The organism is Aquiflexum lacus (assembly GCF_015476655.1).
Taxonomy (GTDB): domain Bacteria; phylum Bacteroidota; class Bacteroidia; order Cytophagales; family Cyclobacteriaceae; genus Aquiflexum; species Aquiflexum lacus.
Genome location: NZ_JABFHF010000020.1, coordinates 75,992 through 102,783, shown reverse-complemented (window position 1 = coordinate 102,783; position 26,792 = coordinate 75,992). Strand labels below are relative to the sequence as shown.

Sequence of the window (26,792 nt, the reverse complement as noted above, 5' to 3'; positions counted from 1 at the left end):
TCGTGTTGATGTCCTGTGAAGCACCCGGAGCAAGTACGGTGATGGTGTTGTTCAGACCTGTCAAAGGATCGACAACCGAGATGTTCTCCAAAGTAGTATTTCCTGTATTGGATACTGTAATGGTATAATTGAGTTCATCCCCCGGAGCTGCAAAGGTTGTTTCAGTTATTGCCTTGCTGATTTCAAGAGAAGGTGAAAGAATAGTCGGGGTAACTGCGGAAGCTACAATAGGACCAGGGACTTGTGTTGAACTTACATTTACAACATTGACCAAATTGTCCCCTGTATCAAAAATGTTTTGTTCAACTGTATAAACAATAGAATAAACCCAGATTTCTCCGACATCTAAAATGCCTGGGTTTTGGTTATCTCCATTGATAACATTTAGAACAACTCCTGAAGAACTTCCTGGTAAAAAATCAGTAGCCACAACATTCGAAATATTGATATTTCCTGTATTCTCTACTGTAATTTCATAAGTTAATTGCTGACCAGAAACTGTGACGGGATTGGGTCCGTCGATTTGGTTCTTTTCAACTTTCAGACTTGGTAATTGAGCAAAGTTTTCAGTATGGCTGTCGTTGTCAGTGACTTGAATACTTCCAGCATCTGCCGTGACAGTTGCGGAATTTGTAAAAAACCCATTCTCAATATCTTGTTGGGTTAAAGTATAAGAACCGGAAAAAGCAATATTATTTGATTCTCCGACAGGAAGTGAAAAAGAGGAACCTGTTAAATTGATCAAGGGGTCAGTGACCGTTACGTTGCTCAATGGGAAATTACCTGTATTTGTAACTAAAAAAGTATAATTAATTTTGTCTCCTACATTTTGTGAACCATCGCCATTGGTATCTTCATAGACCCCCGATTTAATCAGGCTAATGTTTGGTTCTGGACTAGTCAGGTTTATGGTAATTGTCTTTTGACAATTGAATTCATCTGTAACAGTGGCGATATATGTTCCTGCTGCCAATCCAGTTCTTTCCAGGTCTGTGCTGCCATCATTCCAAGAAACCGAAATATTCCCTGTTCCGCCTGTGGTGCTTATTAAGATGGATCCATCATTATTTCCTGGGGTAGGTTGTGTGGTTGTGGAACTGACGGATAATTCAGTTGGTATTGTAATATTTTTTGTAAAGGTATTGGTAACACCTTTTGAATCTGTAACAGTCAACGTAGCAGAACCTGCCGAAGAGTATGTGACTGTTGGATTTGGTAAATTGGAAGTGGTAGGATTGGCATTATTGCCAAAATTCCAATTGTATTGGTATGGTTGGCTACCGCCATTGGTGGTTGAAGTGAAATTAACAGTAGTGTTTCCATCAACTGTACATGCGGTAAAATCAAATTGAACAGCCAATGGTGCGTTTACTACTATATCTGCCCCAAATTGGCATTGTGCACTGGGATAACTATTACACTGATAACTGGAAAATAAATTGGCCGATCCGGAAGTAGTCCATGCCAATGTTGGAGAGTCCAGACTTACTTCAGCCCCACATGTCCAGGTAAAAGAGTGGTTGAGTGTGACTACCCTGTCTGCATTTTTGGCTGAGGGGAGATTCCCGATCCAGATATTTATATATTCAGTGTTATTCCCTATGCTCAAATCCGCAAAAAGTCTGGTATTGCTGGTATTCGATCCCGCATTTGAACTGTATACAAAGGATATAAAAGATGTCTGTTGAACTCCTGGAGTACAGGTCGCAAAGGAGCTTGATAATGGAACTCCATTCGCATCACTCAAATACACTTCTTTTATTGTGAAGTTATTGGAGGAGCATGAGTTGTCACATGTCCTTAAATCCAATAAATTTGGCTGATTTTGCGCGTAAACCTCATTTGGTATTGCCAAAAAATTCCATACCAAAAGTAAAGCCAGATTGGCGAAGTAGGTAATTGTTTTTTTCATTGCCTTTTTATTAATAATTGAAGAGTATGGCGATTATAGCCTAAGTATTGATTTTCAAAAATTCAGATTCCTACTTGGGAATACAGAAAAGTCTTAAAACATTGTTATTGCACAACTGATAATTCAGGATGTACAATAAAATATTTTACAAACATTTATTTTACAAAATCCAGTATCTTGGGTGATCAGGAATTTGAGAAAATCAATAGATAGATAATAACCTACCTAAAATGGGTGATAAACACTTACTAGGGTTTCTCAAAATTTTTATTTTTATTTCAATTAAAAAAACTTTTGATGTACAAAGCAGAATTCTGATAGTTAGGTGCTTTTTTATATTGATTTTGTTAATACTAATTATGTAGGTATTCATTAAGATTCCCCCGTTAATCTGTTTTATTTCAATTTATTATGATTATTGTTTAGTATTTTTCTAATGGGATTCTAAGTATGATTTATCAATAGACATAAAAAAAAGCTGCCTAGTAAGGTGAATCACCCCAGGCAGCCTTTTGAATTTATAGACTCTAAACTTAAAAAATCTCTTTGTATGATAACCGCTTTAGTGAGCGTTTCTCATGTGGTCCGGGATTCCCCGGACTTTGATGGGGGATTGGATAATTTCTTTTATCCAATCGATAATTGAAGAGTTGTTTCTTTTTCTCGCTTTGTGTCTTTTAGAAATACCTTGGGTTTTTCATATTCACTTTTCTTGAAGAAAGGTAGTAGCCAAGAGATATTTCGTGTGAGTTTGTTCTCATATCCTGAAGAACATTCAGGTTTTGATCATAAGCATATCCTATTCTAAGATTTGGCGTTGCAAAGAATTCAGTAATGAATGCAACTGCATTTCTATTGCTCAAAGTAGGACTGCTAGCTTCTAGGTTCTCATTCCAGATTTTAACATTTGACCGGTAAGAAGCACCTAACCAAAGTCTATCCATAAACAATACCATTCCATTCAAATCATAGTTTGTAGGAGCTCCTTTTACTTCTTTTACCAAGAAGGATGGCTTGAACTGAACATTTTCAGTAACAGGTATCAACACACCTGCTGTCAGATAAAAATGAACATCATGGTAAGCTAAGGCGACATCTTCTCTTTCCAGAGCAGATTTACCGATAAGGTTGTAGGCACTTATACCTGCATAGAATTTATTGGTATGATAGAAAAGTCCCAAGTTCATGTTTGGTGTCATCATATTTTGTACACCTGAAGGAAGATTGGGGTCATTCTGGTGTAAAGGATTCAACATGTCCCCATCAATCATATATTGAGAAACTCCTGCGCTGGCACCCAATGAAAAGAATGATTCTCTACCTGTTTGGATTCTGTATGCATAGGTAAGTAAACCAGTCGTTGTGCTGGTAGGACCAATTTTATCTGACATTACAGATGCTCCAAATCCCATCAAGCCTTCATTAGCACTAAGGTCTGCAGTTACGGTGAAAGTTTTAGGGGCACCTTCAAAACCTACCCATTGACTTCTGTAGGTACTTTGTACATAGCCTTCATTTTTGTATCCTGCATATGCTGGATTGATGTGTAGGCCGTTAAAGATGTACTGGCTGAATTGTGGCAATTGTTGGCCAAAAGAAATTGATGCTGTTAATAAAGTAAAAGCAAAAGAAAGTCCGAAAATTCTTAAAGTCGTTTTCATAACATTTTTGTTTTAGGGTGATGAATCTGGTTTGCAGATTCGATATTGTTTAGAGTTTTTAAAAATGTATTGCTGTTATGAGTAGACAAATACATTATTATGCTGTAAATATAGAGCAAAATGTATTTCATATCCAAATAAAAGTCTAAAATAATTTTTTGAAATACGTTTTTTTTAATTTAAAAAGTAAAATTTTGCATATTAATTCAAATATACTTACTAGTATTTATTCAATAAAAAAACAAAAAAAAGCCTTTATGAGGATATAGAGAGGGTTTCTTTGAAGATTATGACAAAAAAAAGTGCTAACCATAAAATGATAGCACTTTTAAAAAATTTTGAAAATATTTCTACCTTATTAGAATTGGAATCAATTCATGAATGGTTTTATTTTTTAAGTTAATTCAAAAAAGAAAATAACTTTAATAATTAATTAAGATTTATATGGACTAAATGAGAAAAAGAATGGTTTCAACTTGGCGGTTGGCTCAGTCTATTTGATTCCATAAAGTTCTTTGCCAATGGCCTCATATTTGTCACCGCTTTTCCAAACAGGTCTTTCATTCCAATTGGCGATATTTTCAGCCGCAAGGATATAGGATTTCCAATAGAGTAATGCATAATCCAAATCAAAATTATCTACTTGATCTGAGGCTTGGTGATAGTATTTGGTGATTTCATCATCAAATGCAGTAAAGCCCGTACTATATGTAGGAGCAGGAATTCCTTTTTTTGCAAAACTCACATTGTCAGACCTGTCATAAAGATTTTGCTCAGGTGCAGGGTCTGCAATAGCTTTCAATCCAAATTCAGCTGCAGCTTTTTCTAAAAGTGGGTCGGCAGAAGTTCTTCCCAATCCAATCACAGTTACTAATGAGGTGTCATTATATCCTGCATTATCAATATTCAGGTTGTAAATTATTTGCTTAAGTGGTATTAAAGGGTTGTCAGCAAAATAAGCAGAACCAATCAACCCTTTTTCCTCTGCTGTCCAAGCACAGAGTAAGATGGAGCGTTTAGGAGGGTTTTTGGAAAAATGCCTCGCTGCATTGATAACAGCAACAGTTCCTACAGCATTGTCTCTGGCGCCATTATATATGGAGTCTCCTTCAGCATTTGGTGTACCAACCCCTACATGATCATAGTGTGCAGATAGCATCACATATTCATTTTTAAGTTTGGGGTCTGTTCCTTCAATTACTGCTACCACGTTTTTTCCTACGATGCTGCGGTTAATTTTTCCCTCAACAAGTATTTCGGTGTTTTTGATTTCACCATTACCAATGGCATTTATGTATTCATTATTTAGGTCTCTTAACCAAAAATAAGGAAGACTTTCTTCACCATTGGTATTGTCAACTGTCAATTGAGTCCTGTTAAGGAAATTTGCGACTAGGTTCCATGGAACAGTTGGCACATTGTACATTTCGATCAATCCGATCGCGCCTTTTGATTGGGCTAACTTAATCTTTTCTCTTCCCGAACTGAATAGGTCTGCAGGGCTTAATTTATTTGGTGCTCCAACGTTGGTAATTACTACTTTACCCTCGACATCCTTTCCGGAATAATCCTCTTCTAATCCGTAACCAACGACTATTAATTCAAAATTGCCCGAAAAAGAAGGACCATCCAAAACCAGCAGGTTGTCACCCTGACTGAATGTGTTGCTGCCCAACGAAACTCTTCCCACTGTGGGAGGACCGGAGATTCTAAATGGAATTTCTTGGTAATACCCATTTGCACCGGGAATTTCTTTTGCCCCATATTTCCAAAATTGCTCAGCAATATATCTTGAAGCTAATTCTATCTCGGGACGGATAGGATCTCTTCCCATCATTTCATCGGAAGCCAAATACCTAAAATGGGAAATGGACTCCCTTTCATTGAAATTTGATTCAATTGTTTTCTTAGCATTTTGAGCTGAAACAGAAAGTGAAATTATTGTTGCCAATAGGCAAAATATTGATTTTTTATTCTTCATAGCTTTTGAAAATATAATCATATACATTACAAAACAAACTCTTTGTCATTGTAAAAAAAATGCAGCATTTAGGTTATTCAAATGCTGCCTAAATTTTTTAATAGTTTATCTCAATCTTCCTCTTCTTCCATGGCCCTGTAAGCTAGAATCCCACCAAGGAGATTTCTAACTTTGGAAAAACCCTGAGTTTCCATAAATTTCTTCGCATTTCCGCTTCTTGCTCCTGATCTGCATTGAACAACAATTTCTTTGTTCCTAAATTCCATGAAATCTTTGAGTTGATGAGGCAATTGGCCTAAAGGAATGTTGAGGGCTCCAAGGTTGTCCTCTTCATATTCCCATTCCTCCCTGACATCAATAAAAACAAATTCTTCATTTTTTTTCAGTTTATCCTGAAGTTCCGATACTGTAATGTCTTCCATGTTGTTTATTTGACTAAAATTCTAATTGATTTCTGTTGCTTTTGACCGTTCCAGGTCTTTAAAAGGTAAATACCTTTTTGCTGTCCCACAAAATTAATGATTTTTCCCTTTTCGTATTCTTCCATGGGAAGACTTAATAATCTTCCCATTGGGTCAAATATTTCAAAATTCTCAAAATCGCCTTCAACATAAAGTCTTTCTGTAACTGGGTTAGGATAGACTTTACCACGTATAACGCCATCAGCATCTAATTCTACGGGAGCTAATACCGAGAGATGTGGTCGCATCATCAAAGATCCTTCTACGGTTTGGTTTTGAACCCAAGCACCCGCTACGTTAAAAAATATCTCCTGTCCATTGTCAAAAGTCTTGTCCAGCCCTACATAGACAAAATCATTTGTAAACTGTGAAAAGCCGATATAAAAGGTACTATCCAGCAATAAGTTTTGGTCAATTTCAAAATAAGCAAATTCGTTCAGTTCATTTTTATCGGGTATAAATACTTCTTTTACATACACCGGCTCCTCATCAAGGTCCGTCCAAACGGTGAGATCTATTACCCTTCCAATTTGTGTAAAGTTTGTGAAATTTATACTGATTCCTTTAAGGTAAAAAGGATCATCCACCTCATATTTAGTCGCCAGCATTCCGGATCTTTGGTTGATGCCTGCGGAATAATCTACACTTCCATCATCGTAAGCAAAGTAGTCTCTAATGGAAATAATCGTCCTGACTGTATCATTAATCCTAAAATCAATATCTGGATAGCTTACACTTTGTCCGTTTTCCAGTACGGTGAGGGCATCGTCACCTGTTACCAAGTAAGTGACCAATTCATAATCTGTTTCGTTTTCGGGTACCGGTATTTCCGAAAATGGATTACTATTGAACGAACGCCGCTCCTGTGCCGTAGGAACTGGATTAAATGGCGTATTACTATTGATGGATTTGATCAGGTTTTGGTCGGAAGATTCCCTGATTTCGATGGAATATTCCATAGCTCTGAATGTATTGTCCAAATTTTTGAACTCATTAGCAGTCCTGTTCCAAAATCCATTAGGATTTTTTTGCAATACAAAAAGGGGGACGGCGGTATATTTTTCAAAAGGTCTCGCATTCAATTCTGTCAGTGCACGATCCTGAAAATTAATGTCAGTCGGTGTTCTGTTTTTGTTTAGAAAAACATAATCCAATAACCAACTGTCAAAAGGCCCTGAACTTCTACCCCTTATTTGAAACCGAAACTGAAATGCATCATGATGAAACTCAGGGTCGACTTGAATGATTTCCTGAGTAAAAAAAAACTGCTCTGCAGTCAAACCTCCTGACTTTTCCCACACCGGTAGCCAAAAGCCCTCGGGATTAAGAAACTGTAGGCTGATTTCATCATTTGGGTCAGGAAGTTCTCCTTTACCACCGGCCTGCCAAAAAAAGCTTAAATATACTGTGTTTGATTCAGTGGGGGGAAGAGCTGATAAATCTATGGGTTGGGAAGTAATCCGGTCCGTAAATCCCTGCTCGAACTGAACATTGGAATAAGGCCTACCACTTTGATCCACACCATCTAAGAGAACCACTCCCAAAGTCGGTGCCGAATTACCAACTGTAAATGATTGGGTAGCCCCTTCGCTAATCCATTTTGTACTGTCTACACCTGAACTGGAAAAATCATCCCAAAAAGGAAGCTTTAAAGGCCCCTCCATAATCCTATGGGAGGCCCCACTTTTGATCATGGTATTTTCCCAAATTGGTGTTGGTAACTGTTGAAATTGCCCATAGACCAACATTGGTGGCATTAAAAGCACTAGTAAGAATTTGTTCAATATGGATTTGAACCTGCCCATTAAAAATTATTTCTATTGTCATTGGATTCAGAAATCCATAAGTCAATGGGTTCACCTGTTTTCACAGTTGCACCTGAAGGGGGCATTTGTCTGATTATAATCCCTGAAGGCACACTATCAGTCTCAACATAATTAATCCTACCCATTCGGAGTCCTGAACCGATGATTAAAAATTCTGCATCAATATCATCCATCCCAATAAGATTAGGCACATCCAAGATCTGATTACCCAAACCATCACCCACGACTAAGTCTATCTGAGAACCTTTTGGTATTTCAAAACCTTCTGGAATATTTCTTCCACGATATTTCTGTTCTAAAACCACATTGATCCCAATATCCGGAACATAGATGATTTCACCCCTAATCAATCCAATATTTCCCAAGATCTCTTGGGCATTTTTCAATTGGCTGTTCACCAAGTTAGGCATTTTGAGTAAAGGAGCATTCTTGGAATTGAGCGTGACGTATATTTTTCTTCCACTCTTCACCTTACTTGTAGGTTTGGGGTTTTGTTTTAATACACTCAATGGTTTTAATTCTGCATTGAATCCACTGTCTAATGTAACCTCAAAAGTAAGATCTCTGGCCTGTAAATAGGACTCAAGTTCATGAAATTCAAAACCTTCAATGTCGGGAACCGTGACCGTTTGTCCATGATTGGTATATGAAGGAAGATAAACTTTTAAAAATAGAACGGTAATCAGTATTAAAATGCCAAGAACCAATGCAATATGGACGGTGATTTTTTTCAATGATTCCTTAAAATGACCCATGTATTAATTGTATTATGTAAAGTAACGTATAAAGGTAAAATTATATTTGTTTTGAGAGCAACAAATATCTGCAATAGGATTCTATTTTGCCCAAATAATGTTTATCAGGGGTATTTAGCTCAATTTGCCAATATGATTTTTATAAAAAAAATAAACATACTTTTTTGATCTTTATTTTACCATTTTTAAATCTGATTTAGACGTCCATTGTGTTAATTTTGAGGTATTTGTCAATGTGGAGAAAATCACCTGACCTCAAATTTCAGTCCATAAGCAATCGCCTTTCAATTTTTTTTAATCATCTGAAAAGCTGATTCTGATTTTTTCAAATTTACTGAGTATTATCTTATGAATAGTTTTCTTGTCTCAGTGATACTTCTACTTGTTATTTTGATGATGAACAATCCTTTGGAAAACTGTCTTGAAGTAAAGGTATATGTTTGGTTCAAGGTATTAGGGTAATCCACATTTTGGACCAAGGCACCCGTCGGAGAAAATATTTGAATATTGACAGTCTCAAATTCGTCGAAATTGAATACGATATTGAAAAGGTCATCAGTCGGATTAGGGAAGATAGTCGTGTTGCCTAATCCCGGATCTACTGGCTGATCGTTGGCTGATAGGAAAAGTTCTAAGTTATCAAGGAAAACCGGTCCATTGCCTAAATCGTCATTTTCAAAGACAAAAGCCAAACGAATCATACTTTTATTGGCCCCAGCATATGCTGTCAAATTGATATAATCTCTGACAAATTCATCGTTGTTATTGGGATTTGCTACAGGTGATTGGACGGTAGTGATTTCAGTTCCTGTTGCTCGGTATACTTCTTGATAGGAACTTCCGCCATCACTGCTGGCCATTACTTTGAATACTGCATTTTCACTCATCGTTCCGGCGGCTCGATCAAAGAAAACGCTAGCCTGACTGCTACCTGTCAAGTCGAAAATTGGAGAACCAAGCCAGAAGCTGTTATTGATCACAATGGGTTCAATTTTAGCTACACTGGAACCCGTATCTCCCGTCTGTGTTGCAGAAAGAACCCAAGAATTAAGATTGTTTTCAGGATTCAGTGAAATCCAAGGACTCAGAGAAGTCATGTTATTGAAATTCTGTCTCCAAGGTGCCAATATAATTTCGGAATCAATTACTACAAACCTTCTCAGACTGATCGGTGCTCTTTCATTTTGGTCAAAACTTGGATACAAAAGGTTGAACTCGAGTCGGTTTAGTCCTGGATTGGTGGATTTTGGTAATGAAATATTTGTGGTTTCTCCAGGTTGGAGTGCCGTGCCTCTTGCTAAGAAACTCTGTGAGATTCCATTGATAATCCGATTAAAGGCAAAACCAGTGATTGGTAAATTCCCGGTATTTGTCAGCGAAATGTTCTCATTTTCATGCTTATTATTGGCGATAGGGCCTGGTGTGACAAGTTCAGTCATTATCGCATCATATCTATATTCTTCCTGTGTCAGTATTTCGATGTCTTTAAGGTAGATATTATTACCATATCCATTGATGGCAATAAATGCTAATCTGACATTTGATAATCCTGCATATTTGCTCAAATTGACTATTTCTCTTCTGAATTGGTTTGATGAAGAAGGTATGAATTCATCTAACGTTGAAGCAGTGGTTTGCAGAAAATCAACATTTTTGTCGTAGCTAGCTTCAGAAATTTCAAAGGTGTTACCACAATCAGTTGAAACGGCAATCACCAGAAAATCCCCAAATCCTTGGGCATCGTAAGGACCATGGGCCATATTAAAAGTTAGCTGTGCATTGGAGACCTGGCTTAGATCAAATTGGGGTGAAACTAAGAAATCCTGTTCGCCTAATCCCTCATATTCATAGTTTCTGATAAATATGGTTTTTTCCGGAATCCCATCAATTAAAACTTCTGTTTCCTCCCATGTGAATTCTTCATCTGGATTTTGAATTTCCCAAGTCTGTGTGAACGTGTCAAAGTCCAGAGAATAAGGTAAAGTTAAAGAAGGCTGAATGACAGGGGTAGAAGTAAAAGTATTGTTACTTGGATTTGGATCTGTAGTACCATTTACCAATATGATTGTAGCCTCGAAATTGTTGCCGTTGGGATTAAGTGTGATAGGGTCAAAAGTTACCATGGTGGTCTCTCCAGAACCTATATCGAAATTGAAAGTTCTACTTTGAAGTACAGATTCGTTATTTTTAATTTCAATCCTTGCCGAAGTGATCCGATTATTGCCTGCGTTAAGCAACTCAAACTGGGGCGAAAAGGTAAGACTACAGATGAAATTCTGCGGGTCGATAGCCCTTTCAAATGCAAGATCATTCGGTTGAAATATGGGAACAATTGTCGCCCTATTATTGACCAATGAGGCCCTGCGGGGGCTTTCTTCCAAGACAACGTTCATTCTCTCCACCTGTCCTAATGTAAAAATGTTCATACATGCATCAACAGTATAATCCATGTAATTTTCATTCATATCTCTCGATTCACATGTAAATCTTGGGTTATTTATTCTACATACGCTATTTGACCCCGCTTGTAATGGTGTATCTTCTACAAAATCATCCACTTCACAACCTCCATCTCCCCAAATATGCCTTAAACCAAAAAAATGCCCTATTTCATGTGTAGCGGTTCTCCCGGTAGAACCAGAAACGGCACTACCTCCCTCACCAAAATACCTGTAATCAACCCAAATCCCGTCGATTTCCCGAGGCCAGGGGTTTACATTCCAGCCCGGCAGATTTGTAATGGGGGGAGAGGCTACCCCAATAATCGGGGACGTAAACGGTAATACCCAGATATTCAAATATTCTTCTGGCGGCCAAAGTGCTATCTGACCTATAGATAAAAGGTCACTTGTTCCATAAGTAGTTTTAGGTCCTAAGATTCTGTTGATACCATCTGTCGGGAAACCACGAACATCCTGTTTGGCCAAAACAAATTCAATATTAGAATCTGCTGCCACAGGAAGGAATTCCGCGGCGGTCTGATTGGCGTCTGGATTAAGTCTCCTGAAATCCTCATTCAAAATCCTGATTTGAGCTTCAATTTGAGACAAAGGGATATTGGCACCCTGACCTATATTTGTTCCATTGTGAATTACGTGTACGACAACAGGAATAACCCGGACATCATTTTGTTGGCGTTGGATTGCTTGAGGTCTGTTTTTTCTATCCTCGATATTTTCTTTCATCCATGATTCAAAATATTCTTTGGATCCATGAATACCCAATTTTTCTTCTTGAAGTTTTTCCATGTAAACAGCACCACACTTTTCATCATGTTGATGCTGTAATGGTTTTCCGAAAAAATTCTGGGAAAAAGTATCTGCGCAATTAAAAATAAAAATCAGGAGTAGTGTAAACCTGATTCCTGTACCAAAAGATTTAATTTTCATTCAATTTATATTAAGCGATGACTACGTTAATAGCCTCAACCTTTATGATTTCAGGAACAGCTCGTTTTACAGCTTCTTCTACCCCGGCCTTGAGGGTCATAGTGGACATTGGGCAGGAGCTACATGTTCCGGTCAATTCCAATTTTAAAACCAAATCTTCGGTGATTTCAACGATCTTCACATTTCCGCCATCAGCTTCCAAATATGGTCTAATACCATCCAAAGCCAATTCAACTCTATCTATCAATGTAGCGCCCATTTTTTCAATTAATTTGTACTATTTCTGTTTTATTTTTTTCAGCATTTCTGATGGCGACTTGCCTGGCCACTGCTTCCGCCAATGATGAATACGCAATTTCTGTTATTCCGGATTTAAAAACAGCAGGATAACCTGTATCTCCACTTTCACGAATACTTTGTACAATGGGTATTTCACCCAATAAAGGCACCTCAAATTTCGCTGCCAATTTTTTTCCGCCTTCTTTTCCGAATAAATAATATTTGTTATCGGGCAATTCTTCTGGTGTAAAATAGGCCATATTTTCGACAACACCTAAAACGGGAACATTTATCTGGGGTTGCCTAAACATAGTCAAACCCTTCGTTGCATCACCTAATGCCACTTTTTGTGGAGTAGTAACAATCACTACACCTGTTACCGGGACAGTTTGCACCATAGTAAGGTGGATGTCCGAAGTACCTGGGGGAAGGTCAATGAGCAGATAATCCAATTCACCCCATTCTACATCTCCAATAAATTGTTTGAGTGCTGAACTTGCCATTGGTCCTCTCCAAACAACAGCTGCATCTGCAGGAGTCAGAAATCCAATTGACATCAATTTAACCCCGTACTGTACAATAGGCATAATGATATTTTTCCCATCTACTTGTTTGACACTGGGCTGTTCTCCTTCTACGTTGAACATGATAGGAATAGATGGCCCTGAAATATCTGCATCTATCAATCCTACTTTCGCTCCCGCATTGGCCAATGCTACTGCTAAATTGGAAGCAGTGGTAGACTTACCTACACCCCCTTTTCCTGATGCAATTGCAATGATATTTTTCACGTTTGGAAGAAGCGGGGTATTTGACCTACTAGTGGTCACATTGGAGGTCATGATAATATCCAAATCAATATTTTTTCCAAAATCCTCTTTCAGTGCTTCTAGACAATTATTCTTAATCACCTCTTTGAGTGGACATGCGGGAGTGGTCAATATTACCTTAAAACTGACTTTATTATTTTCGATTTCAAGATTTTGAATCATTCCCAAAGTCACTAAATCCTTTTTCAAATCAGGATCCTCAACTCTGGAAAGGGATTTCAATATATTTTCGTGGTTTAGTGTCATTTATTATGTTGTCAATTTCTCTGCAAATTAGTTTATAATTATTCTAAATGGAAAAACTTTGATTGTTTTCGTCAATTTATCGACTTTATTTTAACCTTCATATTATCCGAATAGTTTCAGGTTTGACTTTGGATATGTTTTGCAGTAATACTTTTTATCTTTGAGTTTCTAATTCCAAAAACAGTGATCAGCAGAACTACCACCGAGAAAGTAAAAGAAAGAGCAGATATAGAAGATGTGGTCAATGATTATGTGCCTTTGAAAAAGAAAGGACAGAACCTTTGGGCCTGTTGCCCCTTTCATAATGAAAGTACACCTTCGTTCTCAGTTTCTCCTCCAAAACAGATATACAAGTGCTTCGGATGTGGAAAGGCTGGGGATCCCATCCAATTTGTCATGGACATTGAGGGTATTGGCTTTAATGAAGCTATTAGACATCTGGCTAAGAAATATGGAATTGAAATTGAAGAAGAAAAGCAAGAAACACCCGAAGCTATACAGGCATATAATGAGCGTGAAAGCCTTTACATTGTACTGAATTTTGCCAAAGAATTCTTTCAAAATAATCTCAAAACAGAAGAAGGACGTTCGATTGGGCTAAGTTATTTCAAGGAAAGAGGGTTCAATCAAAGTATTATTGACAAATTTGATTTAGGCTATGCGCTTGATGGTTGGGATCATTTTTTAAAGGCCGGAAAAGAGGCAGGCCATTCCGAAGACTTAATGTTAAAGGCAGGGCTTATTCTTCAAAAAGAAGGAGATCCTGAAAGGCGATATGACAGGTTTAGGGGTAGGGTGACTTTTACTATCCATAATTTAGGCGGTAAGCCGATAGGTTTTGGGGCAAGGATTTTGACCCAGGACAAAAAACAGCCCAAATACATCAATACCCCTGAAACAGAGGTTTACCACAAAAGTGATACGCTTTATGGTGTATTTCAAGCTAAAAAATCTATCAGGGAAAAGGATAATTGTTATTTGGTAGAAGGATATACTGATGTCATTTCCATGCATTTGGCTGGAATAGAAAATGTGGTGGCTTCTTCCGGTACATCTCTTACAGAAAATCAGATCAAATTGATCAAGAGGTTTACCGATAATGTTACCGTTCTATACGATGGAGATTCAGCTGGTATCAAAGCCTCTCTGCGTGGGATTGATATGATATTGGAGGGGGGACTTAATGTTAAAGCAGTAGTTTTTCCTCAAGGAGAGGATCCTGACAGTTATGCCAGAAAAGTTGGTTCACAGGCTTTTGCAGATTACCTGACCCAAAAAGCACAGGATTTTATTGCCTTCAAAATCGGACTTTACGCTGAGGAAGCTGCTAAAGACCCCATCAAACAGGCTGATCTGATTAGACAGGTGGTTAGTAGCTTGGCTAAAATCCCTGATCCCATCATCCGTACGGTTTATGTTCGCCAATCAGCATCTTTGTTGGATATTGAAGAGGAGATTATCCAAACAGAACTGAACAAAATCTTCATCAAAGGTGACAAGGATAAATACTATAAAGATCAAAGAGAAAATACAGTTGAAACTAAATTAGAAGATACTTTTTCAACTATTGAAACAGCATTGTCGCATGCTTCCTTGATTTATATTCAAGAAAGAGAAATGATGCGACTCTTGGTAAACTATGGGTTTGAGATGGTTTCCGAACAAACGTCTGTGTGTGAATACCTACTGCAGGAAACATCCGAGTTGAGTTTTGAAACACCCGTTTTCAGGAAAATCCTTGATTTATATCAGACAGCACTTGGAAACCGTATTATTCCGCAACCGGATTTTTTTCTTTCTTCTGAGGATCAGGAAGTCAAAAAGGAGATTATCGGCATGATTACCCGTAAATATGAACTCTCCACATTATGGGAGAGCAGACATCAGATATTTACCCACCATGAAGCAGACGACTTGGCCAAAACGGTATATGACAACGTACTGCATTTGAAGAAAAAAGTGATCAAAAAATTGTTGGAAGAGGCACGCCAAAAAATTAAAGAGGCTGAAAATCAGAAATTGGAAGAATCAATCATTTCTGAAAGATTGGAAATTTACATGGAGCTAAAAAAATTCCAAACTGAAATTGACAGGCAACTTGGAATAGTTGTGAGTTATTAAACCAAACATAAATTGGTCAAAACCTGTTTTGTAAACCAAAGGATTGTAATTTTGAACCCAGAATTATAAGTATTCAGAAAAAAAATATGTCAAAAGATATTGTACTCCATACCATAGAAGAAGCGATTGAGGCCATTAAAAATGGTGAGGTTATTATCGTTGTGGATGATGAGGATAGAGAAAATGAAGGTGATTTTATTTGTGCTGCAGAAAAAGTGACTCCTGAAATTGTCAATTTTATGGCAACCCATGGTAGGGGATTGATCTGTGCACCTTTGATTGAAGACAGATGTGAAAAGCTAGGTCTTCAATTGATGGTAGGTAATAATACCGCTGCTTTCGAAACCCCATTTACAGTTTCAGTTGACCTTATTGGTCATGGATGCACCACGGGCATTTCAGCAATTGATAGGGCTAAAACCATCAAAGCATTGGTAGATGATTCCATCCATCCGGATGAATTGGGAAAGCCAGGTCATATTTTCCCCCTAAAAGCAAAAAGAGGTGGAGTTTTGCGACGTACAGGACATACAGAAGCAGCCATAGATTTTGCGAGATTGGCAGGTCTCTCACCTGCAGGAGTCCTGGTAGAGATTATGAATGAAGATGGTTCTATGGCCAGATTGCCGGATTTAGTGGAAGTGGCCAAACGGTTTGACCTAAAATTGGTCTCAATCAAGGATCTCATTGCTTATAGATTAAAAAATGAGAGCCTTATCAAAAGAGAAATTGGTGTTAACCTTCCAACAACTTGGGGAGATTTTGACCTGATAGCATTTCGGCAGACAAATACCGAGGACATCCATTTGGCATTAATCAAAGGATCTTGGGAAAAAGATGAATCAATTATGGTAAGGGTCCACTCTTCCTGTATCACAGGTGATATTTTCGGGAGTTGCAGGTGTGATTGCGGCCCTCAGCTTCATACAGCCATGCAAATGGTTGAAAAGGAAGGTAAAGGAGTTGTGCTTTATATGAATCAAGAGGGTAGGGGGATTGGTCTACTCAATAAACTGAAGGCATATAAGCTTCAAGAACAGGGGATGGATACGGTCCAGGCAAATTTGGCTTTGGGATTGCCAATGGATAAAAGGGATTATGGTGTAGGAGCACAGATTCTCAGGGATTTGGATGTCAGTAAAATAAGATTGATTTCCAATAACCCCACAAAAAGAGTAGGGCTATTGGGATATGGACTGGAAATAGTGGAACAGATTCCTATTGAAATTGTACCAAATCCTCATAATGAAAAATATTTATCAACAAAAAGAGATAAGATGGGTCATACAATTCTAAAAAACCTTAAATGAGTTAATGATTTCACCGTTGAATTACAGCACTTTCTATTACAAAAGCTGAAATGTATTAACCAATTGCATTCTAGATTCGTTATTCAATTGAACCTAATATAATCAATATGAAAAACATATGCTTAGTTGCCATTTTCATATTTTTTGTCAGTATAACTGCTATTGCCCAGAATGGTCAGTTTCCTTCTCAGGTATGGCATAAGGGGCAGATTGTGACGGTCAGCGGTCAAGTTTATCAGGGATTGGTAAAGTATGACATTGACAATAACATTGTGCAGTTGCAGCAAAATGGAGTTGAAACCTTTGGCGCATCCAATGTTTTGCAATTCGAAATTTATGATGAACAATACGGTGGCATTAGAAACTTTTTCTCTCTTCCATACCCATTGGCAGGGGATTATGAAACCCCTGTTTTCTTTGAAATTCTGACAGAAGGTACAGATATAGTATTGATGTGCAGAGAATTTATCACCACTGACAACAGAGCAATGGGGATGTATGGACCTATGGCCATGAATCCATTGTGGGGACCGCCCATGGCAGGTGCATATAAATTGGCATTTAACTATTATTTTCTTAAGGATGGTAAAATCCAACGCTACGCACAGAAGAAAAAAGAATTGTTGGATATTCTTGGAGACAGGTCAGATGAAGTTGAGCTTTATATGAGAAAAAATAGACTTTCGCATGACAAAAGAGGAGATTTACTCCGTATTACAGCATATTATAATCAGATAAAATAATTTTTATGTCAAAAAAACCATTGATTTTGGTTTCCAATGATGATGGAATCACCTCCAAAGGCATCAGGGTATTGGTCAATATTATGAAACAATTGGGGGATGTAGTGGTCGTAGCACCCGATAGTCCTCAGTCAGGTATGGGACACGCCATAACCATTGGTGAAACACTTAGACTTTATGAAGAGGAGATTTTCCCTGATGTTATGGCCTATAAGTCAAGTGGGACTCCGGCAGATTGTGTTAAACTTGCTAAGCACTATGTGCTTAAAGATAGAAAACCTGATCTTGTTGTCAGTGGTATCAATCATGGTAGCAATACTTCAATTTCAGTTCTTTACTCAGGAACGATGTCCGCAGCGATAGAAGGCGCTTTGGAAGGCTTACCTTCTATCGGATTCAGTTTGTGTGATTATAGTTCTAAAGCTGATTTCAGCCATACTGAAGAATATGTTTATAAAATAGCCAAGCAAGTATTGGAAAAGGGGATGTCAAAAGGTGTGGCATTAAATGTAAATTTTCCTCCAAAAAGAAATGAGTCGATAAGGGGTGTGAAAGTGTGCCGTCAAGCCCATGCAAAATGGCAGGAAGAATTTTCTGAAAGATTTGATCCCAATGGCAGAAAGTACTTTTGGATGGCAGGAAATTTTGTCAATTTTGACAAAGGAGAGGATAATGATGAGTGGGCTATTGCCAATAATTACATTTCAATAGTACCTTGCCAATATGATCTCACTGCACATCACGCCATCAGTCAGATCAATGAAGAATGGGACTGGAATCAATTTTGATCACATCCATTTTTCCACTGACTTTTCACTTGCCTCCCAAAGTCTGTCCCTCAATTTTTTGGACATGGCTTCTGATGAAGGCTTGTTGGGTTTGCGTTTTTTGAAATAATATCCGTTATGGGATTTATCTATTTTTGATTTAGCTAGAAAGATACTTGTTTTTGCACCTTCCCTTGGAGAAATCATAAAAGGCTTTGCGAGTTTCCAAAAAATCTTGAATATGCCCGAAGTATCCATACCAAAATTAGATTTAACCACACCGGGGTGAAGGGCATAAGAGCTGAGCCCCTGATCTCCGAACCGGTCAACAAGTGATTTTGTGAAAAGGATGTTGAACAGTTTGACATTTGCATAGGCATTGAATGAACTGTATTCCTTTTTTTCATATTGAAGATCAGTGAAATCAGGTCTTGCAACACGGTGGGCTTCGGAACTGACATTGATTACTCTTGGTAAACTTGAATTCAACAAAAGTGGCATCAGCAGATTGGTAAGCAAAAAATGGCCTAAATGATTGGCCGAATAAGTTAGTTCGAAACCATCTACAGTTACTTCCTTATTCTGGAATATCCCGCCGGCATTGTTAATAAGCACATCAATTTGAGCAACTTCCTGTTTCACTAATACAGCTGCTTTGGAAACGGATTCCATATCAGATAAGTCAACAGGGATGAAAATTGCTCTTGGTTGTAAATTACTTGGGAGAGACGCTATTAAAATTTTGGCTTTTTTGGGATTTCGTGCTAAAATCAATGTCTTTTCATAATCAGAAACCAAGGCTTTTAAAGTTTCACTCCCTATTCCTGAAGTAGGACCGGTTATCGCTAGAATCATATCTAAATTGTTTCTTATTGAAACCCAATTGTATAGATAAAGTTTCCAAAACCATCTGAAAATAAAATTCTGCAATTTGATAAATCGCACTATGGATACGTAAAAATTTGTATTTTTAACACCTGCAAATAATAAAACATTAGGAATCAGGAAACTTTATCTAATAGCAAATTCCAAGACAACTTTACTGGTCAGGGTGTTAATAGAAACCAAACAATTGCTTGTCATCAATTACAGGACTTATAAGTGAAAGAGAAAGCCAAATTTATTGACATTGAAAAAATCCTAAAAGATAAAAACGCCAATCTGCATAGGTGGCTTCCGGGTTTTGCATTGACCTATATCAAAAGGATAGTTCATGAAAGTGATGTCAATGCGGTCATGGCAAAAATCGGTCACCTTCAGGGGCTGGATTTTGTCGATGCCCTGATTGGTGAATTTGGTGTCGAGGTAACACTGGAAGGTGAAGAAAATATTCCTTTAGAGGGCTCAGTGATTTTTGCATCCAATCACCCTCTTGGAGGGATGGACGGGGTAGCGTTCATGCATGCATTGGGAAAGTATAGGTCTGATATTCGGGTTTTGGTCAATGATATTCTAACCAACATAAAGAATTTTGAACCCATGTTTATTCCGGTCAATAAACATGGGTCAAACAGTCGTCAGGTTACCCAACTCATCGAAGAGACTTATGCAAGTGATAATGCGCTCTTGGTTTTTCCGGCTGGATTGGTTTCCAGGAAACAATCTGTAGGGATTATGGACTTGGAATGGAAAAAGAGTTTTATCAGTAAATCCAAGAAATATAAACGGGATGTAGTTCCTGTTTATATCGAAGGCAGAAACTCGAGTTTTTTTTATAATTTGGCCAAATTTCGAAAAATGATTGGTATAAAGGCCAATATAGAGATGTTTTATCTGGCAGACGAAATGTTTGCCCAAAGGGGTAAAAAAGTAGTAATTCATGTAGGAAAACCTATTTCTTACAAGTATTTTGATCAATCCAAAAATGAGAAATTATGGGCGGAAGAGGTGAAATCGATAGTTTACCAAATGGCCTAAAAAATTAATTTTATGCAAACAATAATACCCGCTGTTGACAAAGAACTCTTAAAGAAAGAACTCAATCCCGAGAGATTTCTTAGGTATGCCAATAATGGTGACAATCATATCTATTTGGTCGATTATCATAATGCGCCCAATACCATTCAGGAAATCGGAAGGTTAAGAGAATTGACATTTAGGACTGCAGGAGGGGGTACGGGACTTTCTTTGGACATTGATGAAAATGACACATCAGATAACTGTTACAAGCAATTGATTACCTGGAACCCGGAAGAAGATGAAATAGTAGCAGGGTATAGATTGATTCATTGTAAAGAAGCAGGTATTGATTCTGTTGGAAATATTAACCTCTCAACAGCACATCTGTTTGAGTTTTCCAAAAATTTCGTAGACAATTATATTCCATATACAATAGAACTCGGCAGGTCATTTGTACAACCTAAATACCAGCCAAGTATCAATAACAGGAAAGGTCTTTTTTCACTGGACAACCTTTGGGATGGATTAGGGGCAATCGTTATGTTAAACCCAGATGTCAAGTATCTATTCGGCAAAGTAACCATGTATCCTCACTACAATAGAGAAGCGAGGGACTTATTGTTGTTTTTTATGCACTATTATTTTCCTGATAAGGATGGGTTGGTGAAACCTTTAGAACATCTTACTTTGACGTATGAGACAGATGTAACCTACCTTCTTGAGATTTTTGATGGATTGGATTACAAAGAAGGATATAAGCTTCTAAATAGCCGGATCAGGTCTTGTGGTGAAAATATCCCTCCATTGATCAATACCTATATGAACCTGTCCCCAACAATGAAAACTTTTGGTACAGCTTTAAATGATGAATTTGGGGCTGTAGAGGAAACAGGTATCATGATTACCATCAAAGATATCTATGATAGCAAAAAACATAGGCATATGGAAACCTTTGAGCGAGATAGGGTGTTTGGAAACCGATGAAAAAAACTGTTATAATCGGAGCATCAAATAACCCTAGTAGGTATTCTTATGTGGCTGCAAGAATGTTTTCAGAACGAGCAATTCCCTTTGTGCCAGTTGGTATCAAAAAAGGAAAGCTCTTTGGAGAAGAAATTTTAGACCTCAGGATCAAGCCAAACATCCATGATGTTCATACGGTTACACTATATCTTGGACCTGATAATCAGGTAGAATGGTACGATTACATCATTTCTTTAAACCCACAAAGGATAATCTTTAATCCAGGAACAGAAAATCATGAATTTATGAAAATGGCCAAAGAAAAAGGCATCCAAGTATGTGCTGCATGTAATTTGGTGTTATTGAGTACAGGACAGTATTAAGATTTTTTTGCCTCCAAAAATATGTTCATGAACCAAATATGAGGGGCCGATATCAAGGCTACCAAAATAAAAAACATCATAGTTAGATCTTCTTCCTTCATTTGATTGGAGAAAACAAACAAAATAATTCCAATTCCAACAAGACTAATCAAACTGAAAGGAAGCAAGCTTGAAACAAACGAAGCTATTTTATTTCCAGTAAAATGATTTTTCAAAACTTTATATTCAATTAGCATACTGGGTAAAGCGTGCCAAAAACCAAAATATATAATAAAGCCTAAAAGCAACGGAACTGAATATAATATTAAGCCTAGAATAATCATTTCGGCCCAAATCATCAATTTCTTTTTCTTTTGAAAATATAATAGCATTAAAGTATTCAGGAAAAATAATCCGGGTATAACAAACCAACCTATATTTTTCCAATTTTCAAGATTGATTGTACTTCCCAAGATTGAGGCAGTTGTTTCAAAATCACCCCAAAAAATTACGCACAAATAAAAAGCTCCTAATCCAAAATAGGTGATGCTTTTATATAGATAGATTTTATTTTTGATAAAATGACTCTGACCAAAATGGTAGGCTGACATCAAAATAAATAAAAGAAGTGCAATCTTAGGAAGGAAAAACCATACCAAAACATAAGTTGCAATAATCAACAGATACTTGCCGATAAAGTAATAAAGTTCTTTTTTTTCAATTTGAGGATTAGCCAATAAATGATCTATGGCTCCATGAGGGATTCCGATGGTAATCATGATAACCACAAACCAAATCCACTGATAGGCTTCACTCCCCTCAAAAAATGCAAGAAAAACACAGCCAATTAAAAGTCCGAGGACTTTTCCTATCGTTTCAATGTTTTTCATAATGAAGGAGTGACTTGATAAATATCCCATATTTTAAGCTTCCCAATAATTTCAATTCCTCCCAGAAACTGCTTTCTTCATTTAAAAATCTTAAGACCTGCTGCCCTTGGTTTTTTTCGAACATTTCTTTAAAAATTCGAGGTAATTCAGAGGGCCACTTTACTGCAATATTTAGTAAGATATTGTCATAAAACGAAAATCTTTTTTTTCTGATCCATTTGTATTTTGGTTGAATATTTTCTTCCAATAATTGATTTAATATCTGTTGGCTATGTTTTTGGATATCGTAAAAAGTATAACCTGTAGAAGGTTTTGTGCAACCGGCCAAAGTACCAATCGAAATGATATTGGATTCTTTTTTTGCTTCAAATTTTTGAGTCGTCATGGGTATAGTCCCTGATTCTTCAAAAAGAATTTCGAATTCATCTATTCCTAAGTTGTTTTTAAGATAGACTTCCAACTTTTTTTCCAATAATTCGGTGCTAACTTTATTTTTGGTATACAGGGTATACTCAACAAGTGCTTCAGACTCATTGTATGGAAGGATGTAAAAAAACTCAGATTCGTTTCTGTTTATTTCTGGGAAATGCATGAGCGTAGCCGAGCTTTTCTCAAAACAGGCACCTTTACATTTTATTTTCCATCCTACAAATGTTTGATTTAGGATGGACTTTTTAGTGGTAGGTTGATCAAGTGGTATACTGTTAAAGACTTTGGAACCGTAAAAAGAACCATTGTTCTCTGTTTTTACGATTACCTTATCATTACCTATTTGATCTAATGAAGCAATGTGATCTTTAATAAAAGTAACATTCGGAAATTTTTTGATTTTTTCACTGACTTCATTGTAGAAATCAGAAGATTTGATGTGAAAGTACTTGTAATCTCCAAGTTTACTTTGGATTTTCTCCTCAGCTTTCACGATATTAATATTTTCCCAATAAACCAAAGGACTGTTTTTAGGATGTATCGGAAGAGGTTTTTCAGCCCAATAACACCAAGTTCTGTCATTTTTGGATTTTGAAGAATAATCAATCAAAAGGATTTTTTTATCCTTTAATGGACTATCAAGTAAATAATACATCAAGCTCATTCCGGCACATCCAAGTCCCGTCACTATAAAATCATAAGTTATCATGGGCTCGTGAGGATTAAATAGAAAAGGCTGCCCAGTTATTCGGACAGCCTATCTAATTGATTATTAAGCAGCTATTACTTTCTTGTTTTTATTGGTTTCAGAGATAGCAACTGAGTAAATTACTAATCCGAATCCAATTTTATTGATGGCATCAGCCAAGTTGTAGAATAAATCTATACTACTTACTTCGAAAGCACCTGAAAGCAGGTTTCCAGGAAGAACCATGTAACCAATAGGATAAATTGACCATCCTAGAGTGATGAATATTTTCAATAGAAACATTGCTCTGTTGAGAGCAGGGCTTTCTGAACCTCTTGCCAATTTGGCAACGTCACCTGCGAATACTTCATAGACTATGTACAAATAACCTATTGTAGAGGCGATTCCCCACATCACGTTATTTTCAATTCCCGAAGTTTCACCGATGTAACCAGTGATAAGCATGAGTAAAGAAGCAAGGATAAGTTTTGTAAGCGTACTGGTTTTAGCTCCAAACGGCTTGGTTAACAAATAAAATTCCACACACATTAGTGGAACTGTTAAAGTCCAATCAACATATCTAAATGCTGTTGGACTCTGGCCTGTCTGGAGATAAAAATCTCTCATGTAATAATAGTGGACTGCTGCTATACCGGTGATCAAACCTGATACCAATAAAGAAGTTTTCCATTTGTCACTTACAGAGCTTCTTTCTACGAAAAAGAAAACTGCTGAAGCAAACATCGCCATATATCCTATAAAGAATGTGATGGCTACTGGGTCGCTGTTGATAAGTTTGTCAAGACCGATCAAATCAGCTGTTAGGATGCTGTTCATAGTTAATTGATTTTAGATGTGTTTGTTTTAGAGAAATTTTATTTGGATGCATTTAACAGCATTACAAGTACGATAGAGTAAATTTTGTTTAATCTTTTGCCTTAAAAAGTAAACAAATGTAAACAAACAGCCTGTTTTGTTAATTGAACTACTTAAAACTGGTATTAATTATATACACAGAGATTTGAAGAAATTGTTCTTCATTATATAAGAATTGAAATTCAACAATTGTATCTACGCTGCATTTACTTGTAAAAGGTTGGCTTTATCATTTCTTTTGGGTATGTCCTCTCAATTTTTTTGCGTATTATTACGGTTTGAAAAACAGTTATAAAAATCTCTTTTTTGAGAAATAAAAAGGCGTTTTAAACATTATATGAGCGAAAATAAAGAAGTAAACAAGCATGATTATTCGGCTGGCAATATTCAGGTTTTAGAGGGATTAGAAGCAGTAAGAAAAAGGCCGGCAATGTATATCGGTGATATTGGAGTAAGAGGCTTACATCATTTAATATGGGAAGTTGTAGATAATTCTATTGATGAAGCCCTTGCGGGTCATTGTGATACTATTCGGGTTACTATCAATGAAGACAATTCAGTGACCGTGGAGGATAACGGTAGGGGAATCCCTACTGATATGCATCAAAAAGAGAAAAAGTCGGCATTAGAAGTTGTCATGACAGTTTTGCACGCCGGAGGTAAGTTTGACAAAGATACTTATAAGGTTTCGGGAGGCTTGCATGGCGTCGGTGTTTCCTGTGTCAATGCTTTATCCACTATGCTTAAAGCGACTGTGCATAGGAACGGTAAGGTCTTTGAACAGGAATATAACATTGGTGTTCCCCAATATCCTGTCAGAGAGATAGGAACTACTGAAAAACGTGGGACCACCATACATTTCAAACCGGATGCTAGTATTTTTGTCATAACGGAATTCAAATACGAAACCATTGCAACAAGAATGAGAGAAATGTCTTTCTTGAATGCAGGGATAAGAATTTTTCTTACTGACTTGAGAGAGTTAGATGAAGATGGTACGCCAAGGTCTGATGAGTTTTATTCTGAAGGGGGATTGGTAGAGTTTGTTCAGTACCTTGATGAAAACAAAGAAAAGATAATTGAATATCCAATCTATATAGAATCAGAGAAAAACGGTGTCCCTGTTCAGGTAGCCATGAACTATAATTCCTCCTATTCAGAAAATGTGGTTTCTTATGTGAATACCATCAACACTTATGAAGGGGGTTCGCATGTTTCCGGCTTCAGAAGGGCCCTTACCAGAACACTGAAAAGTTACGCTGATAAATCCGGGATGCTTGATAAACTGAAGCTTGAAGTATCAGGTGATGACTTTAGAGAAGGATTGACTGCTGTCATTTCGGTTAAAGTGGCAGAACCCCAATTTGAAGGGCAGACAAAAACCAAGCTTGGTAATTCTGATGTGGTGGGTGCTGTGGATAGTTCGGTTTCCGAAGTTCTTCAAATATGGCTGGAAGAGCATCCCAAAGAAGCAAAAACCATTGTTGGAAAGGTAATTCTGGCTGCCCAGGCGAGACATGCAGCTAGAAAAGCTAGGGAAATGGTTCAGCGTAAAAATATTTTGGGTGGTGGAGGACTTCCTGGAAAACTTGCTGATTGTGCCAACTCAGATCCAACTGTTTGTGAATTGTATTTGGTCGAAGGGGACTCTGCTGGCGGTTCAGCCAAGCAAGGCAGAGATAGAGAATTTCAAGCCATTTTACCATTGAAAGGTAAAATTTTGAATGTTGAAAAAGCCCATGAACATAAAATTTATGATAATGATGAGATCAAGAACATTCTAACAGCTCTTGGCGTAAAGTTTGGAACCGTAAATGATGACAAAGAGTTGGATCTTTCTCATCTTCGATATCACAAAATTATCATCATGACGGATGCTGATATTGATGGTTCACATATCAGGACTTTAATCCTGACGTTGTTTTTCAGGTACATGAGATTGTTAATCGAAAACGGATATGTTTATATAGCACAACCACCTTTGTATTTGCTCAAAAAGGGTAAAGATGAAAGGTATGCCTACAATGAAGAGGAAAGAAAAATCATAGCTGTCGAAATGGTGGGTGAAGGTAAAGAAGACAGTATTAATCTTCAGCGCTATAAAGGACTAGGAGAAATGAACCCGGAACAATTGTGGACCACAACCATGGATCCTAATACACGTACTTTGAAACAAGTTACCATTGATTCAGCTGCTGAAGCGGATCATTTGTTTTCTATGTTGATGGGTGATGAAGTAGCTCCCAGGAGGGATTTCATAGAAAAGAATGCAAAATATGCCAAAATTGACTCCTGATAATCCAAAATTTAAAAGGGGCATTTGCCCCTTTTTTTTTTATTTATTAATAAATTGTTAAAATTATAAATGATTTCAGCAATTCGAAATTGCTTAGTTTTACCGTTG

General features: G+C 37.2%; 21 protein-coding genes. 8 read left to right on the top strand and 13 right to left on the bottom strand.

Features of this window, described 5'->3' with window-relative positions:
• From HMJ38_RS17245 to HMJ38_RS17205, 9 genes are all read right to left on the bottom strand, one after another.
• A partial coding sequence (locus HMJ38_RS17245; protein ID WP_194975673.1) for a PKD domain-containing protein occupies nucleotides 1-1,912 on the bottom strand: 1,912 nt, incomplete at its 3' end.
• Between the two features lie 677 nt (nucleotides 1,913-2,589).
• Nucleotides 2,590-3,573: a PorP/SprF family type IX secretion system membrane protein gene (locus HMJ38_RS17240; RefSeq protein ID WP_194975672.1), complete on the bottom strand. Its 984-nt coding sequence runs from the start codon at nucleotides 3,571-3,573 to the stop codon at nucleotides 2,590-2,592.
• A 493-nt stretch (nucleotides 3,574-4,066) separates the two neighbouring features.
• Complete coding sequence (locus HMJ38_RS17235) at nucleotides 4,067-5,554, bottom strand: M28 family peptidase (protein WP_194975671.1); 1,488 nt, start codon at nucleotides 5,552-5,554, stop codon at nucleotides 4,067-4,069.
• Between the two features lie 110 nt (nucleotides 5,555-5,664).
• Entirely contained in the window at nucleotides 5,665-5,976 is a 312-nt protein-coding gene (locus HMJ38_RS17230) for a rhodanese-like domain-containing protein (protein ID WP_194975670.1), read from the bottom strand.
• Between the two features lie 5 nt (nucleotides 5,977-5,981).
• Complete coding sequence (locus HMJ38_RS17225) at nucleotides 5,982-7,799, bottom strand: T9SS type A sorting domain-containing protein (protein ID WP_228780110.1); 1,818 nt, start codon at nucleotides 7,797-7,799, stop codon at nucleotides 5,982-5,984.
• Between the two features lie 20 nt (nucleotides 7,800-7,819).
• The gene (locus HMJ38_RS17220; protein ID WP_194975668.1) at nucleotides 7,820-8,596 is read right to left on the bottom strand and encodes a PASTA domain-containing protein; all 777 of its coding nucleotides are present in this window, start codon (nucleotides 8,594-8,596) and stop codon (nucleotides 7,820-7,822) included.
• 341 nt (nucleotides 8,597-8,937) lie between these two features.
• Nucleotides 8,938-11,985, bottom strand: coding sequence for a zinc-dependent metalloprotease (locus HMJ38_RS17215; RefSeq protein WP_194975667.1), 3,048 nt, complete (start codon nucleotides 11,983-11,985; stop codon nucleotides 8,938-8,940).
• A 10-nt stretch (nucleotides 11,986-11,995) separates the two neighbouring features.
• The gene (locus HMJ38_RS17210) at nucleotides 11,996-12,244 is read right to left on the bottom strand and encodes a NifU family protein (RefSeq protein WP_194975666.1); all 249 of its coding nucleotides are present in this window, start codon (nucleotides 12,242-12,244) and stop codon (nucleotides 11,996-11,998) included.
• Between the two features lie 4 nt (nucleotides 12,245-12,248).
• A complete protein-coding gene (locus HMJ38_RS17205; protein ID WP_194975665.1) occupies nucleotides 12,249-13,340 on the bottom strand; it encodes an Mrp/NBP35 family ATP-binding protein in 1,092 nt (363 codons plus the stop codon).
• A 183-nt stretch (nucleotides 13,341-13,523) separates the two neighbouring features.
• Here HMJ38_RS17205 and dnaG point away from each other — a divergent pair, with 183 nt between their 5' ends.
• The 4 genes from dnaG (at nucleotide 13,524) to surE (ending at nucleotide 18,302) form a co-directional block, all read left to right on the top strand.
• Nucleotides 13,524-15,461, top strand: a complete 1,938-nt coding sequence (gene dnaG, locus HMJ38_RS17200) for a DNA primase (RefSeq protein ID WP_194975664.1) — start codon at nucleotides 13,524-13,526, stop codon at nucleotides 15,459-15,461.
• Between the two features lie 86 nt (nucleotides 15,462-15,547).
• On the top strand, nucleotides 15,548-16,771 hold the full coding sequence (locus HMJ38_RS17195) for a bifunctional 3,4-dihydroxy-2-butanone-4-phosphate synthase/GTP cyclohydrolase II (RefSeq protein WP_194975663.1): 1,224 nt from the start codon (nucleotides 15,548-15,550) through the stop codon (nucleotides 16,769-16,771).
• A gap of 107 nt (nucleotides 16,772-16,878) precedes the next feature.
• Entirely contained in the window at nucleotides 16,879-17,514 is a 636-nt protein-coding gene (locus HMJ38_RS17190) for a hypothetical protein (protein WP_194975662.1), read from the top strand.
• A gap of 5 nt (nucleotides 17,515-17,519) precedes the next feature.
• Nucleotides 17,520-18,302: a 5'/3'-nucleotidase SurE gene (gene surE, locus HMJ38_RS17185; RefSeq protein WP_194975661.1), complete on the top strand. Its 783-nt coding sequence runs from the start codon at nucleotides 17,520-17,522 to the stop codon at nucleotides 18,300-18,302.
• Here surE and HMJ38_RS17180 read toward each other — a convergent pair whose 3' ends face one another.
• Nucleotides 18,303-19,136, bottom strand: a complete 834-nt coding sequence (locus HMJ38_RS17180) for an SDR family NAD(P)-dependent oxidoreductase (RefSeq protein WP_194975660.1) — start codon at nucleotides 19,134-19,136, stop codon at nucleotides 18,303-18,305.
• A gap of 246 nt (nucleotides 19,137-19,382) precedes the next feature.
• Between HMJ38_RS17180 and HMJ38_RS17175 the strand changes: the two genes are divergently transcribed.
• Genes HMJ38_RS17175 through HMJ38_RS17165 form a run of 3 tightly spaced genes read left to right on the top strand, consistent with a single transcriptional unit; the run spans nucleotide 19,383 to nucleotide 21,526 of the window.
• Nucleotides 19,383-20,198, top strand: coding sequence for a 1-acyl-sn-glycerol-3-phosphate acyltransferase (locus tag HMJ38_RS17175; protein WP_194975659.1), 816 nt, complete (start codon nucleotides 19,383-19,385; stop codon nucleotides 20,196-20,198).
• A 12-nt stretch (nucleotides 20,199-20,210) separates the two neighbouring features.
• Complete coding sequence (locus HMJ38_RS17170) at nucleotides 20,211-21,164, top strand: GNAT family N-acetyltransferase (protein WP_194975658.1); 954 nt, start codon at nucleotides 20,211-20,213, stop codon at nucleotides 21,162-21,164.
• Complete coding sequence (locus HMJ38_RS17165; protein WP_194975657.1) at nucleotides 21,161-21,526, top strand: CoA-binding protein; 366 nt, start codon at nucleotides 21,161-21,163, stop codon at nucleotides 21,524-21,526. Before HMJ38_RS17170 ends, HMJ38_RS17165 begins: the two co-directional genes overlap by 4 nt.
• Here HMJ38_RS17165 and HMJ38_RS17160 read toward each other — a convergent pair.
• From HMJ38_RS17160 to HMJ38_RS17150, 3 genes are all read right to left on the bottom strand, one after another.
• Entirely contained in the window at nucleotides 21,523-22,395 is an 873-nt protein-coding gene (locus HMJ38_RS17160; protein ID WP_194975656.1) for a Brp/Blh family beta-carotene 15,15'-dioxygenase, read from the bottom strand. The two genes, HMJ38_RS17165 and HMJ38_RS17160, sit on opposite strands and share 4 nt — an antisense overlap.
• Complete coding sequence (locus HMJ38_RS17155; protein ID WP_194975655.1) at nucleotides 22,382-23,533, bottom strand: lycopene cyclase family protein; 1,152 nt, start codon at nucleotides 23,531-23,533, stop codon at nucleotides 22,382-22,384. The genes HMJ38_RS17160 and HMJ38_RS17155 overlap by 14 nt, the downstream gene beginning before the upstream one ends.
• Nucleotides 23,534-23,596: 63 nt before the next feature.
• On the bottom strand, nucleotides 23,597-24,349 hold the full coding sequence (locus HMJ38_RS17150) for a bacteriorhodopsin-like (RefSeq protein WP_194975654.1): 753 nt from the start codon (nucleotides 24,347-24,349) through the stop codon (nucleotides 23,597-23,599).
• Nucleotides 24,350-24,725: 376 nt separating this feature from the next.
• Here HMJ38_RS17150 and gyrB point away from each other — a divergent pair, with 376 nt between their 5' ends.
• Nucleotides 24,726-26,684, top strand: a complete 1,959-nt coding sequence (gyrB, locus tag HMJ38_RS17145) for a DNA topoisomerase (ATP-hydrolyzing) subunit B (protein ID WP_194975653.1) — start codon at nucleotides 24,726-24,728, stop codon at nucleotides 26,682-26,684.
• Nucleotides 26,685-26,792 lie beyond the last annotated feature (108 nt).